General features: G+C 70.3%; 16 protein-coding genes. 5 read left to right on the forward strand and 11 right to left on the reverse strand.

Going from position 1 to position 17,236, the window contains the following annotated elements; all coding sequences use genetic code 11:
• Nucleotides 1-36: 36 nt before the first annotated feature.
• The 3 genes from ABD264_RS03815 to dapE all read right to left on the reverse strand — a co-directional run bounded on the left by ABD264_RS03815 (nt 37) and on the right by dapE (nt 3,287).
• Nucleotides 37-1,311 (reverse strand): hypothetical protein, encoded by a 1,275-nt coding sequence (locus ABD264_RS03815; RefSeq protein ID WP_144942049.1) that lies wholly within the window; start codon nt 1,309-1,311, stop codon nt 37-39.
• A complete protein-coding gene (locus ABD264_RS03820; protein ID WP_144942047.1) occupies nt 1,308-2,114 on the reverse strand; it encodes an LOG family protein in 807 nt (268 codons plus the stop codon). Before ABD264_RS03820 ends, ABD264_RS03815 begins: the two co-directional genes overlap by 4 nt.
• Nucleotides 2,115-2,180: 66 nt before the next feature.
• Nucleotides 2,181-3,287: a succinyl-diaminopimelate desuccinylase gene (gene dapE, locus ABD264_RS03825; RefSeq protein ID WP_244944699.1), complete on the reverse strand. Its 1,107-nt coding sequence runs from the start codon at nt 3,285-3,287 to the stop codon at nt 2,181-2,183.
• Between the two features lie 149 nt (nt 3,288-3,436).
• On the opposite strand from dapE, the gene dapD reads away from it, so the two are divergent.
• Entirely contained in the window at nt 3,437-4,411 is a 975-nt protein-coding gene (gene dapD, locus ABD264_RS03830) for a 2,3,4,5-tetrahydropyridine-2,6-dicarboxylate N-succinyltransferase (protein ID WP_290499610.1), read from the forward strand.
• Between the two features lie 88 nt (nt 4,412-4,499).
• A complete protein-coding gene (gene galE, locus ABD264_RS03835) occupies nt 4,500-5,516 on the forward strand; it encodes a UDP-glucose 4-epimerase GalE (protein ID WP_144942043.1) in 1,017 nt (338 codons plus the stop codon).
• Nucleotides 5,517-5,713: 197 nt separating this feature from the next.
• Here the strand turns inward: galE and ABD264_RS03840 are convergent, their stop codons facing one another.
• The 7 genes from ABD264_RS03840 to ABD264_RS03870 all read right to left on the reverse strand — a co-directional run bounded on the left by ABD264_RS03840 (nt 5,714) and on the right by ABD264_RS03870 (nt 14,364).
• A complete protein-coding gene (locus ABD264_RS03840; protein ID WP_145009596.1) occupies nt 5,714-7,015 on the reverse strand; it encodes a citrate synthase in 1,302 nt (433 codons plus the stop codon).
• A 175-nt stretch (nt 7,016-7,190) separates the two neighbouring features.
• On the reverse strand, nt 7,191-8,336 hold the full coding sequence (dapC, locus tag ABD264_RS03845) for a succinyldiaminopimelate transaminase (protein WP_303105021.1): 1,146 nt from the start codon (nt 8,334-8,336) through the stop codon (nt 7,191-7,193).
• Between the two features lie 4 nt (nt 8,337-8,340).
• Nucleotides 8,341-8,664: a ferredoxin gene (gene fdxA, locus ABD264_RS03850; protein ID WP_055086032.1), complete on the reverse strand. Its 324-nt coding sequence runs from the start codon at nt 8,662-8,664 to the stop codon at nt 8,341-8,343.
• A 62-nt stretch (nt 8,665-8,726) separates the two neighbouring features.
• A complete protein-coding gene (locus tag ABD264_RS03855; protein WP_260983318.1) occupies nt 8,727-9,257 on the reverse strand; it encodes a hypothetical protein in 531 nt (176 codons plus the stop codon).
• On the reverse strand, nt 9,254-10,159 hold the full coding sequence (locus tag ABD264_RS03860; RefSeq protein ID WP_145009602.1) for a PIG-L family deacetylase: 906 nt from the start codon (nt 10,157-10,159) through the stop codon (nt 9,254-9,256). The genes ABD264_RS03855 and ABD264_RS03860 overlap by 4 nt, the downstream gene beginning before the upstream one ends.
• A 2-nt stretch (nt 10,160-10,161) precedes the next feature.
• Entirely contained in the window at nt 10,162-12,069 is a 1,908-nt protein-coding gene (gene typA, locus ABD264_RS03865) for a translational GTPase TypA (protein WP_144942035.1), read from the reverse strand.
• Between the two features lie 240 nt (nt 12,070-12,309).
• Nucleotides 12,310-14,364 carry a S9 family peptidase gene (locus ABD264_RS03870; protein WP_303105026.1) on the reverse strand — a complete coding sequence of 685 codons (2,055 nt, stop codon included), beginning with the start codon at nt 14,362-14,364 and terminating at the stop codon, nt 12,310-12,312.
• Nucleotides 14,365-14,497: 133 nt separating this feature from the next.
• Here ABD264_RS03870 and ABD264_RS03875 point away from each other — a divergent pair, with 133 nt between their 5' ends.
• The 3 genes from ABD264_RS03875 (at nt 14,498) to ABD264_RS03885 (ending at nt 16,159) form a co-directional block, all read left to right on the forward strand.
• Nucleotides 14,498-15,238, forward strand: a complete 741-nt coding sequence (locus ABD264_RS03875; protein ID WP_344204380.1) for an AzlC family ABC transporter permease — start codon at nt 14,498-14,500, stop codon at nt 15,236-15,238.
• Between the two features lies 1 nt (nt 15,239).
• On the forward strand, nt 15,240-15,539 hold the full coding sequence (locus ABD264_RS03880; RefSeq protein WP_290499602.1) for an AzlD domain-containing protein: 300 nt from the start codon (nt 15,240-15,242) through the stop codon (nt 15,537-15,539).
• A gap of 341 nt (nt 15,540-15,880) precedes the next feature.
• Complete coding sequence (locus tag ABD264_RS03885) at nt 15,881-16,159, forward strand: DUF1540 domain-containing protein (RefSeq protein WP_055086042.1); 279 nt, start codon at nt 15,881-15,883, stop codon at nt 16,157-16,159.
• A gap of 126 nt (nt 16,160-16,285) precedes the next feature.
• Here ABD264_RS03885 and ABD264_RS03890 read toward each other — a convergent pair whose 3' ends face one another.
• Entirely contained in the window at nt 16,286-17,137 is an 852-nt protein-coding gene (locus ABD264_RS03890) for a hypothetical protein (RefSeq protein ID WP_303105031.1), read from the reverse strand.
• Nucleotides 17,138-17,236 lie beyond the last annotated feature (99 nt).

Below are 17,236 nucleotides of genomic sequence, written 5' to 3' on the forward strand. Positions count from 1 at the left end.
TGGTATCGAACACACACACTGGTCCGGGAACGGCCATCACGGCGGGTAGTCGCCTCCGCCGGGCAGCTGCTTCCAGTGCCACAGCCACCCGACCCACACGAACTGCAGCACAGCGCCCGTGATCACCAGCAGCACGCGGTAGGCCCGCGAGTCGCTCACGTGCACCAGGGCGGCCGCGGCGGGGGCCCATGGCAGCAGCAGCCGGAACGTGGAGGTCTGTGGGTTGAGCACGAGCAGCAGATAGATCCCGTACGCGGCGAGCCACACGCGCACGAAGAACGGCAGTGAGCGCTTGACCGGTGCGGACCGCAGCAGCAGCACCGCAACCACCATGAGGACCACCGGGGCCACCAGGCCCCCGACCGGGCCGAACAAGGTCGCCGCCTCGTGGAACCAGGGCACGACCGGAACCACCACTCCGCTGCCCCGCCACGCGGCCTCCGTCGCGGTGTACGCGTCCGGTTCCCCGGTCACCGCCCACGCGACGGCCGGCCACGCGAGCGCGGCAACGCACGCACACAGGGCCACGGCCAGCCAGCGATCCGCGCAACGGTACCAGGGCCGACGCCGCTCGCGGACGTCCCGCACGCTGCGCCACAGCCACCAGACGCCCAGGGCTGCAGCGAGCGCCACCCCAGTTGGCCGTGTCAGAGCCTGCGCCGCAATGAGCACCACCGCCCACACGGGCCGCTCGCGGACCACGCACAGGATCGCGCCGCACAGGAAGAGCATGCTCAGGGACTCTGCATAGGGGGTCTGCAGCACGGGCGCCACAGGGTTGAAGGCAAAGACAGCCACAGCCCACAGCGCGGGCCGGGAGACCCCGCCCGCCGTGCGCGGCTGCGTCATCACGGGTGCGCTGCAGAACAGCCGGTACAGCACCAGGGCCGCCCCGAATCCGGCCACCAGGGACACGGTGGCCGCGGTGCCTGCCCACCCGGTGCCCGTGAGTCCGGTGATGCCCCGCACGAGCAGCGGATACACCGGGTAGAAGGCCCACTGGTTCTCCACCACCGTGCCGAGGGTGTCCACCGGAAGCGTGGAGGGGTACCCCTCGTTGAAGATCCGGTGGTACCAGTCCGCGTCCCAGGTGTTCACGAAGTCCAGGTAGCCCAGGGCGCCGTCGCCCCACGGCCCCGGGCCCTGCTGCCCGCCGATCGTGGCGAACACCACCCAGCCCCACAACCGCGAGAGGCCGTAGACCAGCACCACCGCGAGCCACCACGGGCACCGCGCGAGGGCGTGCCGCACCCGTGCGGTGCAGTCGGACGGGGTAGCGCGGGCGGCCGGATCGAGTGCCGCCCGGCTCATGCCCCGAAACCGGGCGCGGCGTCGTCGGGCAGGGACTCGGAGCCCGCGTGGACCTCGGTCAGCACGGCCACGGCCTCGCTCACGCTGTCGGTCACGCGCAGCAGGTCCAGGTCCCCCTCGGCGACCTTGCCGCTGGCCACGAGCGTGCTGGTGATCCAGTCCACGAGCGGACCCCAGTACTCGGTGCCGAGCAGGATCACGGGGAAGCGCGTGATCTTGCCCGTCTGCACCAGCGTCAGCGCCTCGAAGAGCTCGTCCAGGGTGCCGAAGCCCCCGGGCAGCACCACGAAGCCCTGGCTGTACTTCACGAACATGGTCTTGCGGGCGAAGAAGTAGCGGAAGTTGATCCCCAGGTCCACCCATTCGTTCAGGTGCTGCTCGTGGGGCAGCTCGATGCCGATACCCACGGACTTCGCGCCGGCGTCCACGGCGCCGCGGTTGGCGGCCTCCATGACGCCGGGCCCGCCCCCGGTCACGACGGCGTACCCCGCCTCCCCGAGCGCGCGCCCGAGCTCTCGGGCCTGCTCGTACTCGGGGTGCTCGGGTGCGGTTCGCGCGGAACCGAACACGGCTACCGCCGGTCCCAGGTGGGCGAGGGCGTCGAAGCCCTCCACGAACTCCGCCTGGATGCGCAGCACGCGCCACGGATCCGTGCGGGTGAAGTCCTCCGGCGGGGCGGGGCGCTGGTCCAGCAGCCGTTCGTCGGAGGTGCTGCGGCGCAGCTGCTCGCGGCGCAGCACCACCGGGCCCTTGTGGCGCTCCGGGGGCATGGTGTGCTCGTTCAATGACTCGGCAGTGTGCATGCAGGACAGGCTACTGTCCCGCTCTGCACGCTCGCCGTGCGCCCCCGAGGCGGGGCGCGTCTGGTCTCAGGAGAGCCAGGAGAGGAGCGCGCGGTGGCACTCGCGGACGGCGTCGGCGTGCACGTGCTCGTGGTCCGTGTGGGCGAGCAGCGCGTCCCCGGGTCCGAAGTTCACGGCAGGGACCCCCTGCTCGGAGAAGCGGGCTACGTCCGTCCATCCGTACTTGGGCTGGGGCTCCTGGCCCACCGCCGCCACGAACTGGGCGGCGGCGGGGCGGTCCAGACCAGGGCGCGCCGCCGGGGAGAGGTCCTGCCACTCGATCTCGTAGCCCTCGAAGACCTCGCGCACATGCTGCTGCGCCTGCTCCAGGGTCTTGTCCGGGGCGAAGCGGTAGTTGATCTCCACCCACGCGGTGTCCGGGATGACATTGCCCGCCACTCCCCCACCGACGCGGATGGCGTTGAGGCCCTCGCGGTAGTCGAGTCCCTCCACGCCCACGGTCTTCGGCTCGTAGCCCGCCAGGGTGGCCAGCACCTCCGCCAGCTTGTGGATCGCGTTCTCCCCGATCCACGAGCGCCCCGAGTGGGACGCCTTCCCGTGGGTGGTGATGCGGAAGCGCATGGTTCCGTTGCAGCCGCCCTCCACGGTGCCGTTGGTGGGTTCGAGCAGCACCGCAAAGTCCGCCTCGAGCAGCTCCGGTGCGTTGCGCATCACGCGCCCCAGGCCGCTGGCGTCACTGGAAACCTCCTCGTGGTCGTAGAACACGTAGCTCACGTCCCGGTTCGGCTCCCGCAGCTGCTGCGCGAGCACGAGCTGCACGGCCACGCCGCCCTTCATGTCCGTGGTGCCGCGACCGTAGATCACGTCCCGCTCCCCCTCACGACGCCGCACGGACGGCACGGTGCCCAGCGCCCCCTCCACGGAGGGCAGGGGCACGGTGTCCAGGTGTCCGGCGAGGATCACGCGCTCGGCCCGTCCCAGGTCCGTGCGGGCCACCACGGTGTCACCGTCCCGGTGCACACTCAGGTGCGGCAGCGCCCGCAGCGCCGCCTCCACGGCGTCCGCGAGGGGCGTCTCGTGGTCCGAGACGGACTCCACGTCCACGAGCGCCGCCGTGAGGTCCGCGGGGTCCGTGGTGAGGTCGAGTACGGGGGTCTGCTGATCGGCTGCCATGGCTGCCAGCATAGTCACCGCAACGGCCTCCAGCGCCGGGCCACTCGGCTGAGCGTGGCCCTCGCATCAACGGGCCGGGCCCGTCCCACCAGCGGGGACGCCGCGTCGTCGTCGCCTGTGCGTGCCGGCGCTCCCCCTAGGATGGGACCATGACTTCAACGAGCGAGAGCACCGAGAATTCCCGCACGGCCTCCGCGGTGGGCCTGGCCACCGTGGTGGACTCCGGCGAGCGCGCGGGGACCGTCCTGGACGTCTTCTACCCCGCACCCGCCCTGCGCGCCAACCCCGACACGACCTACGAGGCAGACCTGCGTGTGGCCGCCACCACGGACCCGGACCGCAACGTGCGCTCCGAGATCGTGACCACTGTCATCAACCTGGACGACGCCCCGCAGGACACCGCCGACGCCTACCTGCGGCTGCACCTGCTCTCCCACCGCCTGGCGCGGCCGAACACCCTCAACCTGGACGGTCTCTTCGGTCTGCTGACCAACGTGGCCTGGACCAGCCGCGGGCCGGTGCTCGCGGAGGAGCTCACGCGCTCCCTGCTGGCCCTGCGCTCGGGAGGGCCCGTGACGGTCTTCTCCGTGGACAAGTTCCCCCGCATGGTGGACTATGTGGTCCCCTCCGGTGTGCGCATCGGGGACGCGGACCGCGTGCGCCTGGGCGCCCACCTGGGCGAGGGCACCACCGTGATGCACGAGGGCTTCGTGAACTTCAACGCGGGCACACTCGGCGCGGCCATGGTCGAGGGCAGGATCTCCGCCGGCGTGGTGGTCCACGACCACACGGACATCGGTGGCGGCGCGTCCATCATGGGCACGCTCTCCGGCGGCGGCAAGCAGCGCATCACCCTGGGCGAGCGGTGCCTGCTGGGCGCCAACGCCGGCGTGGGGATCTCCCTCGGCAACGACTGCGTGGTGGAGGCCGGGCTCTACGTCACCGCTGGCACGCGGGTCTCTCTGCTCGACGACGCCGCCGCGGAGCCCCGCGTGGTCAAGGCGTCCGAGCTCTCGGGCCTCGACAACCTGCTGTTCCGCCGCAACTCCACCACCGGCGCAGTGGAGGCCCTGCCCCGCAGCGGCGGCTCCGTGAAGCTGAACTCGGTGCTGCACGCCAACTGAGTCCCGTCGCCCGGTTCGTGGCCGGCGCCGCCCTCTGGCGACGCCGGCCACACCCGTTTCCCGGGGCCCACTGGATAGGGTGGAGTCCATGAAGATTCTTGTCACCGGGGGAACCGGATACATCGGCTCGCACACGGTCCTGGCGCTGCTCGAGGCGGGGCACGACGTCGTGGTGCTGGACAACCTCTCCAACTCCTCGCGGACCTCGCTGGAGCGCGTGGCGGAACTCGCCGGACGGGACGTCACCGCGTTCGAGCAGGTGGACCTGCTGGACCGCCCCGGCCTGGACCGCGTGTTCCGCGAGCACCGCCCGGACGCCGTGATCCACTTCGCGGGCTTGAAGGCCGTGGGGGAATCCGCGCAGAAGCCCCTGTGGTACTACACGAACAACGTCAGTGGCACCGTGAATTTGCTGTGGGCCATGGATGAGAACGAGTGTCGCTCCATCGTCTTCTCCTCCTCGGCCACGGTCTACGGCGCCCCCGAGACCATGCCGCTCACGGAGAAGCTCGAGATGGATGCCCAGAACCCCTACGGGCGCACCAAGGAGCACATCGAGGACATGCTCTCGGACCTCGCCGCGGCGGACGAGCGCTGGTCCGTGGCGCTGCTGCGCTACTTCAACCCCGTGGGCGCGCACGAGTCCGGGCGGATCGGCGAGGACCCCTCCGGCATCCCCAACAACCTCATGCCCTTCGTGGCCCAGGTGGCGGTGGGACGGCGCGAGAAGCTCATGGTCTTCGGAGGTGACTACCCCACCCCGGACGGCACGGGCGTGCGCGACTACATCCACGTGGTGGACCTCGCGGACGGCCACCTCAAGGCCCTGGACCGGATCAGCGAGGACCCCGGGGTGCACGTGTGGAACCTGGGCACCGGCCGCGGCTACTCCGTCCTGGAGGTGCGCGAGGCGTTCGAGAAGGCCTCCGGGCGCGAGATCCCCTACGAGATCGCCCCGCGCCGCCCCGGCGACGCCGCCGTGTCCTACGCCGATCCCGCCTCCGCCCTGGCGGAGCTGGGCTGGTCCGCGGACCGCGACATGGACACCATGTGCCGCGACCACTGGAACTGGCAGAAGAACAACCCCAACGGCTACGAGGGCTGAGCCCTCTCCCGGAGCTGGTCCCTCGGCTGGTACCGCCGGGCCCGCTCAGCCGAGCTGGTTCCGAAGCGCCATCGCCGTTGGGGCAGCCCCGGCCGCCCCAACCACGGTACTGCGGTGGGATGCCGCAGCCGAAGCCCCATGAGAACGCCGCCCCGGTCACCGAGAAGGTGACCGGGGCGGCGGCGTACGGGGAGCGGTCAGTTGGTCGTGGGGTAGTGGCGCTCACCCTCGCCCACGTAGAGCTGGCGGGGACGGCCGATCTTGGTCTCGGGGTCCTCGATCATCTCGCGCCACTGCGCGATCCAGCCGGGCAGGCGGCCGATCGCGAAGAGCACGGTGAACATCTTCTCCGGGAAGCCCATGGCCTTGTAGATCAAACCCGTGTAGAAGTCCACGTTCGGGTAGAGCTTGCGCTCCACGAAGTAGTCGTCCGCGAGGGCCTTCTCCTCCAGGCCGATGGCCAGGTCCAGCAGCTCGTTGTTGCCGCCCATCTTGGCCAGGACGTCGTGCGCGTAGCCCTTGATGATGCGGGCACGGGGATCGTAGTTCTTGTAGACACGGTGCCCGAACCCCATGAGGCGGACGCCGTCCTCCTTGTTCTTGACCTTCTCCATGAACTCGTCCGCGGAGAGCCCACGGTTCTGGATCTGGTCCAGCATGGCCAGCACGGCCTCATTGGCACCGCCGTGCAGCGGGCCGTAGAGGGCGTTGATGCCCGCGGAGACGGACGCGAACATGTTGGCGTGGGAGGAACCCACCAGGCGCACCGTGGAGGTGGAGCAGTTCTGCTCGTGGTCCGCGTGCAGCATGAACAGGATGTCCAGGGTCTTGGCGACCACCGGGTCCACCTCGTAGTCCTCGGCGGGCACACCGAAGCACATGCGCAGGAAGTTCTCCGCGTAGTTGAGGTTGTTGTGGGGGTACAGCTGCGGCTCGCCCACGGACTTCTTGTACGCGTACGCGGCCAGAGTGGGGACCTTGGCGAGCAGGCGGATGGTGGAGATCTCCACGTGCTCCTTGTTGAACGGGTCCAGGGAGTCCGAGTAGAAGGTGGACAGCGCGGACACGGCCGAGGACAGCACGGGCATGGGGTGCGCGGAGCGGGGGAAGCCGTTGAAGAACATCTTGATGTCCTCGTGCACCATGGTGTGCGTGGTGATGCGGTGCTGGAAGTCCTCGTACTGCTCACGCGTGGGAAGCTCGCCGTAGATCAGCAGGTAGGCGGTCTCCAGGAAGTTGGAGTGCTCCGCAAGCTCCTCGATGGGGTAGCCGCGGTAGCGCAGGATGCCCTGGGCACCGTCGATGTAGGTCACCGTGGAGCGCGTGTTCGCGGTGTTCACGAACCCGGGGTCGAAGCTGACGTTGCCGGTCTCCTTGAGCAGGGAGCCCACGCCGTAGCCCTTGTTGCCCTCGGTCACCTCCAGCACGGGGAGCTCGAGGGACTTGCCCTTCTCGTAGTTCAGCTCCACCTTGTCGGTGGACTTCTTGGCCTCTGTCATGGTGAGTCCTTCGCAATTCGACTGGGGTGTCCCGCGACCTGTTCGCGGCCCTGTCCGCCACACCGTCGTGGCGGGTGACATGCACGCGGGCCGGGTGGGAACACAGATTGATCCGGCACCAACTTACCCGTTGGTGTGATCCCGATTCCACTTTCCCGCCCCGCGGGAGGTGCATTCAGCGCCCGGTGCGGAGCCGTTCCACCGCGGCGGCCATGCGCTCGTCCGACGCCGTGAGGGACAGCCGGACGAAGCCGTCGCCGGCGTCCCCGTAGAAGGTTCCCGGCCCCACCACGATGCCCAGGCGGGCGAAGCGCTCCACGGTGGTCCATGTGTCCTCCCCCGCGGTGCTCCACAGGTAGAGACCGGCCTCCGAGTGCTCGACGCGCAGCCCGAAGGCCTCGACCGCGGGCCTCAGCGCCGCGCGGCGGGCCCGGTAGAGCGCCTTCTGCGCGGCCACGTGGACGGTGTCCCCCAGGGCCACGCGCATGGCCTCCTGCACGGGGTACGCCACGATCATCCCGGCGTGCTTGCGGGAGTTGATCAATGACGGCATCAGCGCCGGGTCACCGGCGAGGAACGCAGCGCGGTAGCCGGCGAGGTTCGACTGCTTGGACAGCGAGTACGCGCTGAACAGCAAGGACATGTCCCCGCCGCTCACGCGCGGGTCCAGTACGGACGGAACGGGTTCGCCGCCCTCCGACGGGTCCCACGCGCCCCAGCCGAGCTCCGCGTAGCACTCGTCCGAGACCACCACGGCACCCTGGGCGCGGGCCTGGTCTACCAGGGTGCGCAGGGACTCGACGTCCCGCACGATGCCGGTGGGATTGCCCGGGGAGTTGACCCACACCATGCGTACGCGCTCGCACACGGCCGGGTCCAGCTCGTCCAGGGAGTCCGCGGCCACCGCCTCGGCGCCAGCGAGCCGGGCCCCGATGTCGTAGGTGGGGTAGGCCACCACGGGCCGCACGACGACGTCCCCGGGGCCCAGCCCCAGTAGCAGCGGCAACCACGCGACGAGTTCCTTGGAGCCCACGGTGGGCATCACGGCATCGGGATCCAGCCCGGGAACGTTGCGCCGCTCGGCATACCACGCGGCCACGGCCTCGCGCAACGCGGCGGTACCGTGCGTCGTCGGGTACCCGGGTGCGTCCGCGGCGGCGGCCAGGGCGTCCTGGACCACAAGCGGCGTGGGGTCCACCGGCGTGCCGATGGACAGGTCCACGACACCGCCCGGGTGCTCCTCGGCGAGACGACGGTACGGAGCCAGCGCGTTCCAGGGATAGTCGGGCAGGTCCAGGCCGAAGCCGCGGCGCTCATCCACCGGTTCAGTCCTGGTTCTGCGGAGGCAGCGCCTCGATCAGGGGGTGGTCCTTGTGGGTGTTGCCGAGCTTCGCGGCTCCGCCCGGAGACCCGAGGTCGTCGAAGAACTCCACATTGGCCTTGTAGTAGTCGGCCCACTCGTCCGGTGTGTCGTCCTCGTAGTAGATCGCCTCCACGGGGCACACCGGCTCGCACGCACCACAGTCCACGCACTCGTCCGGGTGGATGTACAGGCTGCGCTCACCCTCGTAGATGCAGTCCACGGGGCACTCCTCCACGCACGCCTTGTCCTTGACGTCCACGCAGGGCTGAGCGATCACGTAAGTCACGGTTGTTGGACCTTTCCTTCTGTTCCCAAAACTTCGACCATTCTAGCGACGGGCCTTTGACGCTACCGCGTGCACCGGCGGGCCAGCCAACGTCCCGTAACAATCACCGAGGCCATCACGGCCAGAAAGACCACCACGAACCACGCAATGCCCACCACGCCGATGGGCGCGCTCCACTGGGTGACCACGAGCGCCGAACCCTGCCGGAGGTAGGCCGTGGCCCAGGCGATCAGGTACGTGGCCAGGCCGGGCACCGCGGCGGCCCAGACCCTGCGGGTGGAGGTGCCGCACCACAGACCCGCGCACAGCAGCAGAGCACCGGAGAACACGAGCCCCCACGGCAGCCACCACCCGTCCAGGTACCAGATCCCACCGTGCATGGCGGTGGCCACCGCTCCCACGAGCACGCCGGTGAGCACGGCGGTCAGGGCCGACGACGCTGCGCCGGGGCGCTCGTCCGACGCCCGTGGCCCGTCCGTCGTCCGTTCCTCGTCCGGCGCCGACAGCTCGTCCGTCGCCGGTGTCTCGTACGATCTCTGGCCCTCGGGGGACGCCCACGGGGCCTCGCGGCGCTGCGGCGAGGAGGTGCTCATGCGCCCGCCCGCCGCAGCAGCCGGTACGTCTCGGTGGTGTTGATGCGTTGCGGCACCCCGTTGGACATCGTGTAGCTGCGGTCCTCCGGGTCCTCCGCGAGCACGATCTGCGTGGCGTGGGCCGCCATGGCGGCTCGCTTCACGGCAAGCTCCCCGTGGATCGCGGCCTGCAGCCGGGGGTCGGCGGGGTCCACCTGGCTCTCGATGCCCCAGAAGAGGGGGACGTCCCAGACGGCGTCCGCGGCGTCCGGTGCAGACGCCGCGATCTCGACCGCGCGCTGGGTGACCCGGTGGGCTGCCACATGGTCCGGGTGGCCGTAGCCGCCGTCGTCCGCGTAGGTGACCACGGCGTGCGGGCGCAACGCCCGGATCGCGGCAGCCACGTGCGCGGCCGTCTCCTCAGGATCCGCCGCCGTCAGGGCGGCGGGCGAGACGTCGAGGGCCGGCTGGGCGTAGCCGTCTGGACCCCAGCTCATGCCGGAGTCCACGTACTTCCCCGCGCCGTTCGCGAATCCCACGCGCGGGTCCTGCGCCGGGGGCTCCCCCGCGTAGAACCGGTCCGCGAGACCCATGGCGCGCGCGGCGGCGTCGAGCTCCGCGATCCGGTACAGCCCCAGGGCGGTGCCGTCCGTGTCCGGGCAGCCCGGCTGACCCACCTCCAGGTACCGGAGTGCGGGCGGGATGACCTCGCCGCGCTCACCACGGGTCATGGTGAGTAGCACCGTCTCGGCCCCCAGGGCGCTGTAGTGGCCCATCGTGGCCGAGGTGTTCACGGCCTCGTCGTCCGGGTGCGCGTGCACGAAGAGCAGACGCGCCCGGGCGGGGTCCACGCCCTCGGGCAGCAGCGAGTCCACTGCGCCCGCGGTGGCGTGTCCCCCGCCCGGGTACTTCGGGTCGACCACGATCAGGCGCGGGCCCGGGCGCGTGCGACCTTCAGGCGCTCGTTGGCATCCAGCACGACCTTGCGGATGCGGATGGCCTCCGGGGTGACCTCCACGCACTCGTCCTCGCGGGCGAACTCGAGGCACTCCTCGAGCGTGAGCTTGCGCGGCGGGGTCAGGTTCTCGAACGTCTCGGAGGAGGCCGCACGCATGTTGGTGAGCTTCTTCTCCTTGGTGATGTTCACGTCCATGTCGTCCGCGCGCGAGTTCTCGCCCACGATCATGCCCTCGTAGACCTCCGAGGTGGGCTCCACGAAGAACGAGCCGCGCTCCTGCAGGTTGATCATGGCGAAGGGCGTCACCACGCCGGCGCGGTCCGCCACCATGGAGCCGTTCGTGCGGTACTCGATGTCACCGGCCCACGGCTCGTAGCCGTCCGCGTAGGAGGAGGCGATGCCAGCACCGCGGGTGTCCGTGAGGAACCTGGTGCGGAAGCCGATCAGACCGCGCGAGGGAACCTTGAACTCCATGCGCACCCAGCCGGTGCCGTGGTTGCTCATGCCCTCCATGCGGCCCTTGCGCCCGGCCATCAGCTGCGTGACCGCGCCGAGGTACTCCTCGGGGACGTCGATGGTCATGTGCTCGTACGGCTCGTGCACCTTGCCGTCAACGGTCTTGGTGACGACCTGGGGCTTGCCCGCCGTGAGCTCGAAGCCCTCGCGGCGCATCTGCTCCACCAGAATGGCCAGCGCGAGCTCACCGCGGCCCTGGACCTCCCACGCGTCCGGACGCTGCGTGGGGAGGATCTTCAGGGAGACGTTGCCGATCAGCTCCTTGTCCAGGCGGTCCTTGACCTGGCGTGCAGTGACCTTCGCGCCCTTGACGCGCCCGGCCAGCGGGGAGGTGTTGATGCCGATGGTCATGGAGATCGCGGGGTCGTCCACGGTGATCAGCGGCAGCGGAGCCGGGTTCTCCAGGTCCGTGAGCGTCTCGCCGATTGTAATGTCCTCGATGCCTGCCACGGCCACGATCTCACCGGGTCCGGCGCTCTCGGCGGGGACGCGGTCCAGGCCCTTGGTGGCGAGCAGCTCGGAGATCCGCACGCTCTTCAGGGTGCCGTCGTGCCGCGCCCAGGCCACGGTCTGGCCCTTCTTCAGGGTGCCGTTGAAGATGCGCAGCAGGGCGAGACGGCCCAGGAACGGCGAGGCGTCCAGGTTGGTCACGTGGGCCTGCAGCACTCCCTCGGGGTTGTAGGACGGCGCCGGGATGTGCTCGATGATCGTCTTGAACAGCGGCTCGAGGTCCTCGTTCTCCGGCAGCTCGCCGTCCGCGGGCTGGTCCGTGGAGGCACGGCCGGCCTTGCCGGAGGCGTAGACCACGGGGACGTCCAGCACGGCGTCCAGGTCCAGGTCCGGGTGGTCCTCCGCGATGTCGGAGGCCAGGCCCAGCAGCAGGTCCATGGTGTCCGAGACGACCTCTTCGATCCGGGCGTCCGGACGGTCCACCTTGTTCACGACCACGATCACGGGCAGCTTGGCCTCGAGGGCCTTGCGCAGCACGAAGCGGGTCTGAGGCAGCGGGCCCTCGGACGCGTCCACGAGCAGCACCACGCCGTCCACCATGGACAGCCCGCGCTCCACCTCGCCGCCGAAGTCCGCGTGGCCCGGGGTGTCGATCACGTTGATGGTGATGGTCTCGCCGTTCGCGGCGGGGCCGTCGTAGAACACCGTGGTGTTCTTCGCGAGGATCGTGATGCCCTTCTCGCGCTCCAGGTCCCCGGAGTCCATGACGCGCTCCTCGACCTCCCCGTGGCTGGAGAACGCGTGCGTCTGCTGGAGCATGGCGTCCACGATGGTGGTCTTGCCGTGGTCAACGTGGGCCACGATGGCCACGTTGCGCAGATCGGCGCGCTGGGCGGTGTTTTCAGACATACACAAGTCTCTCTTCGCAAGATAGAGGCAGAGGGGATTCCTGGTGATTCTACTCCCCCGCGCGCACCCTCCCGCGCACACGTGATGGATCTCTCCGCCGTCACGCGCCGACGACGACGCCGCACCCCGGGTTCCCGGGGCCGCCCACCCGGGCCGCGCCGTCGGGCCAGCGCATGCCGCGACGTCGCGCCCGCGCCGCACCACCGCGCCACCCGGGCCGCGCCGTCGTGCCCGTCCGGCTCAGCCGAGCAGCTCGGGGCGCGTCCAGTCCTCGTCCAGCACGTGCTCGGCCAGGAACGCGAGCACCGTCTCGTACCAGGTGCGCGCGTTGGCGGGCTTGAGGATCCAGTGCCCCTCGTCCGGGTAGTACAGGAACCGGTGGCCGGCCACGGTGGTGCGCAGCTGCAGGTCCAACCACAGCTCCAGCCCCTGCGCGATGGGCACGCGGTAGTCCTTGTCCCCGTGGATCACGAGCAGCGGCACGCGGATGCGCTCCACGAAGCGGTGCGGCGAGTACACCGCGGCCTGCGCGGGCTCCAGGGCCTCGCGCCAGACCGTGTTGTCCGTGGTGGCGCCCATCGAGTCGAGGTTCCACAGGGAGGCGTGCGTGACGATGCACCGGAACCGGTCCTCGGTGTGCGTGGCCACCCAGTTGGCCATGTACCCGCCGTAGGAGCCGCCCAGCAGCGCCTGCCGTGCGGGGTCCACGTCCGCCCGGGCCGTGGCCGCCTCCGTGAGGGCCATGACGTCGTCGAAGGGCGCACCCCCGAGCTCCTGCTGGCCGCGCTCGATCATTGACTGCCCGTAGCCCGTGGAGATCGCGGGATCGGGCAGCAGCACCGCGTAGCCGCGTGCCACGAACGGCCACGGGTTCCACCGCCAGCTCCACTGGTTGCTGGATCCCCACGGCCCGCCGTGGACGAACACGAGGAGCGGGTGCGGCCCGGTGTGCTCGTCGACGGGCAGGGCGAGCCACGCGCGGATCTCCGTGCCGTCCGCCGCGGTGGTGGTGACCTCCTCGAGGTGCCCGGGGACGGTGTCCTCGGGGACCAGACCGCCCACGGTCTCCGGTTCCGCGAGGCCGTTCGACGACGCCGCCACGCCCTTCCCCTCGGCCACCGCCCCCGCACCGACGGGCCACCGCACGAGTTCCGCCGGGTGCGCGTAGCTCGCGCGCAGTCCCACGAGGTCGTCACCGGCCGGCTGGACCGACGAGTACGTCCAGTCCTGACCGTCCCCGCCCGCCTCGACGACCACTCGCGGCTGCCCGTCCCGCGGGCAGTGGACGCGCAGCACGATGCCACGCCCCTTGTGGTCCGCGGTGCACACGAAGGACTCGTCGTCGATCCAGCGCCCCTCGTGGGCCCAGTGCTCGTCCGCGGGAACCACTTCGCTCTCGGCGCCCGTCGCGACGTCGTGCACCCACAGGGACAGCGCCATGTTGACACCGTCGCGCCACAGCCGCTCCCGCGTCAGCAGCACGCGCGTGCCGTCCGGGCTGACCTCGCCGCAGTCCCAGGACTCGGCCTCGGCGGAGTCGTGCAGCAGCTGCGGACCGGGGGGTGCCACGCCGTCGGGGTCCGCAACGTCGTCGCCGGAGACCGGGACCCGCCACAGCTGCGAGCGCTGCACGCCGCGGGGCAGCAGGGTGCCGATGGTCGCCAGCAGCCACGTCCCGTCCGGGGCCACGGAGTAGTCGAGGAACCGTCCCGTGGGCAGCTCGACACGTCGCACCCGGCCCGAGGGGTCGAGGAACCACAGGGCGTCCTGCGCGGCCGGGAGGTCGTGGTCCCAGTACCGGATGGGTGCATGGTCGTAGAGAACGGCGCTCACTCCGGTCTCCTCGCGACGGTCGTGGATCTCCCGGTTGCGGGCGAATTCGTCCGCCGCGCCCCGGGCCCCGGGGTGCAGGCCGGAGACGAAGAACACGCGCCCCCCGCCCAGCTGCAGGTTCGAGATCCCGTTCGGGGCGTCCAGCACGGGACGGGCCTCACCGTGCCCGGGGAGCAGCCACAGCCGGGTGCGCTTGGCGTCCTCACCGGGCACCGGACGCTCGGAGGTGAAGTACACGGCCCCGGAACCCGTGGGGCGCACCTCCTGCACCCCGTTCTCGTCGTGGGTCAGCTGCACGGGCGCGCCGTCGCGGAGCACGGACCACGCGTGCTTCACGAAGCGCTTGCCGTCCGGAGCGGGCTCCTGGCGCAGGACCACCACCGGCCCGTTGCGGTGAGCCGCCAGTCCTGCAATCCGCGGGGTGGTCACGAGCTGCTCGGGGTGCGCGTAGCGGGAGGTCATGTGTCGTAGATTACAGGCGCCCGTGTGACGCCCGCGGTCCACGCCGCGGCGTCCGCGCGCTACGGTGGCCCGGGCCACCGGGCCACCGGGCGGCCCCCGCACACCGTCAGTCCCGAGAGCCAGGAGTGGCCCCATGAACACGGAGAAGGGCAGCCTCGCCTGGGCGCTGCGGGTCACGGTGCCCGTGGCCATGGGTTATCTGCCCCTGGGAATGGCCTTCGGCGCATACAGCGTCTCCCTGGGTTTCGCCCCGTACCTCGCGCCGCTCACGGCGCTCGTGGTCTTCGCCGGCTCCATCGAGTTCCTGCTCGTGGGTCTGGTGGCGGCGAGCGCGGGTCTCGCGCAGATCGTCGTGACTACTCTGCTGGTCAACAGCCGTCACATCTTCTACGGCTTCTCCTACCCCTCCCACCTGCTGCACTCGCCGTTCGCCAAGGTGTACGGCCCCTACGCCCTCACGGACGAGGCCTACGCGCTCATCAGCAGCGGCGTGCACCCCACCACGCAGCGCGAGCTACTGCTGGTCCAGGGCGTCTCCCACTTCTACTGGGTCTTCGGAGCCGCGGTGGGTGCGTTTGCGGGTGGGCTGGTGCCGGACTCGTTCGACGGGTTCGACTTCGCCCTGACCGGCCTGTTCTCCCTGCTGTTCGTGGACGCCCTGGCAGGGGCCTCGCGCCGAGTCGCGATCCTCGCCGCAGCGGGTGTCTCGATCGGCGTGGGGCTGCTGCTGCCCCGCTCGCTGTTCCTGCTGGGGGCCATGCTCTGCTACGCCCTGCTGTGCGTCCTGCTGGTCCGGTTCGCGGGATCCCGGCCGGGCCGTTCCTCGGGCCGCCGTGGGCACGGTTCCGCGACGGCAGCCGAAGGGACGGTCTGAGATGATCCCCGCCATCATTGTGTGCGCCGCCGTGACGTTCTCGCTGCGCTTCGTCCCGGTGCTGGTCGCGCACCGCTACCGGGACCGGGAGGACCTCCAGGAGTTCGCGGCGCTGCTGCCCGCGGGGCTGATGCTGATCCTGGTGGTCTACACGCTGCTCGAGGCGGACTCCGGCGCCCAGCTCGGCCGCCTGCTGCTCGCGGCGGCGGTCTCCGTGCTGGTGAAACTGGGGACGAAGAATTTCCTCGTGGGATTCGTGGCAGGATTTCTCGCATATTCCCTCTCGGGCCTGCTCTTCTGACGGGACTTTCCGGGCCCCCGGGGACGACGACGCCGTTCCGGGCCCCCGCGGGGCCCGCTCCACCAGAGCCGCGCGGCCAACTCCAGTGCCCTCCCACCCCCGCAACGGCGCGGCATGGTAGGGGCGCCCGGCGCTCTCGTACCGCCGGGCGGACATTAGGAAACAGAATGTTTTCTTAATCCGGTGAGGTATTCCTGTGCTGACCGCTAACCGCGCGGCGGCAATTAGGAAATACCCGTCTGTTGTAAGGTTGAACTTGCTAGACGGCTTCGGAAAAGGGTTTTAATCTGGTTCCAACGTCATTTGTTGCACAGAGCACCACACCAACCGAGGAGAAGTTCATGGCTACTCTCACCGCTGTGTCCGCCTGCACCGCCACCGGCTGCGCCTTCAACGACAACGGCTGCAAGGCCCCCGCCATCACCGTGGGCGGCCAGGGCTCCGAGGCCTCCTGCACCACCTTCATCTCGCTGGACGCCCGCGGCGGCCTGCCCACGGCCAACGGCCAGGTGGGTGCCTGCCAGCGTCTTGAGTGCAAGCACAACAAGGACCTGCTGTGCACCGCGTCCTCCATCGAGGTCACCGCGGATGCCAACTGCAGCAGCTACGAGGCGGCCTGACCCCTCGCAGCAGGCCGGCGGGGACACCCTGCCGGCCACTTCGGTCGCACGACCTCACCCATGACGAAGGACCGCGGGACACCCCCGCGGTCCTTCGTCGTGTTCGTGCTCGTTATGCGCCGCGGCTCACGCGGCGGCGTGGGCTCCCAGCAGGGTCCTGATGTTGTTGGTCAGTTCCGCCGGTGAGGTTCTGCCCTGCTCGAACGGGATGAAGTAGACGCTCGTGAGCTGCGCACCGTGGCGCAGCACCGTGACCCCGGTCAGGTCCACGTCCACCACGAAGTCCTTGTTGGTGGTGTGGGCGCAGCCGCTCAGCGAGGGCTTCTGGGTGAGCATGTGGGCGGTCATCCACCCCTGCTCCGCCGCGTCGCACATGACCGCGAGGTCCGTGCGGTCCACGCCCGTGACCACGTCCAGACCGGCGGCCTCCGTGGTCACCACGGCCTCGGCGGGGTCTCCGACGGCGCCGTGGCGGTGGTCCAGGAGCTGGCCGAACGTCAGCGGCGTGACACCGGCGCCGTCGTGGAGGACCACGCGGGCGACGTCGAGAACGCCCAGGCGGCCGTTGGGTGCGGCCGCCACCGCGGCCACGATTTCCGGGAGCTCCCCGGTGCCCGCGAGCAGCTCGGCATCCAGGGGGTGCAGCCACTCGAGGGACGCGAGGAGGTGCGCGCTGGCCGCCACGATGCGGACGTTGGGCTCGGGCGCAACCTTGGTGATGTCCACGCGGACCTCCAGGGGCTCCCCCGTGACACCGAGCTCCTCGCCCACCTCTGCGGGGTCCACGACCGCCGCGACCATGAGCTCCCCCCGGCGGGTGAAGCCGTGGGCCACGGAGTTCAGCACGGGCTGCTCGTCCAGCCGGTACGCCACGACGCTCGCCTGGCCCGAGCCGGCGAGCATCCGGTGGGCGAGAGAGACCGCCCGCTCCTCGACGCTCGCGCGGCCACCGCGCACCTGGTTGTTCGACCGACCCACGATCGTCCCCGCTCATCTCGACTGCAAAACTTAGGAAAGCCTAACCTCTGAACCGGCGATCTGGAAGTTCTGACGGCAATTCGGTCACACGGCCGTGTC

This window comes from Kocuria salsicia (assembly GCF_039532055.1).
Taxonomy (GTDB): Bacteria; Actinomycetota; Actinomycetes; order Actinomycetales; family Micrococcaceae; genus Kocuria; species Kocuria salsicia.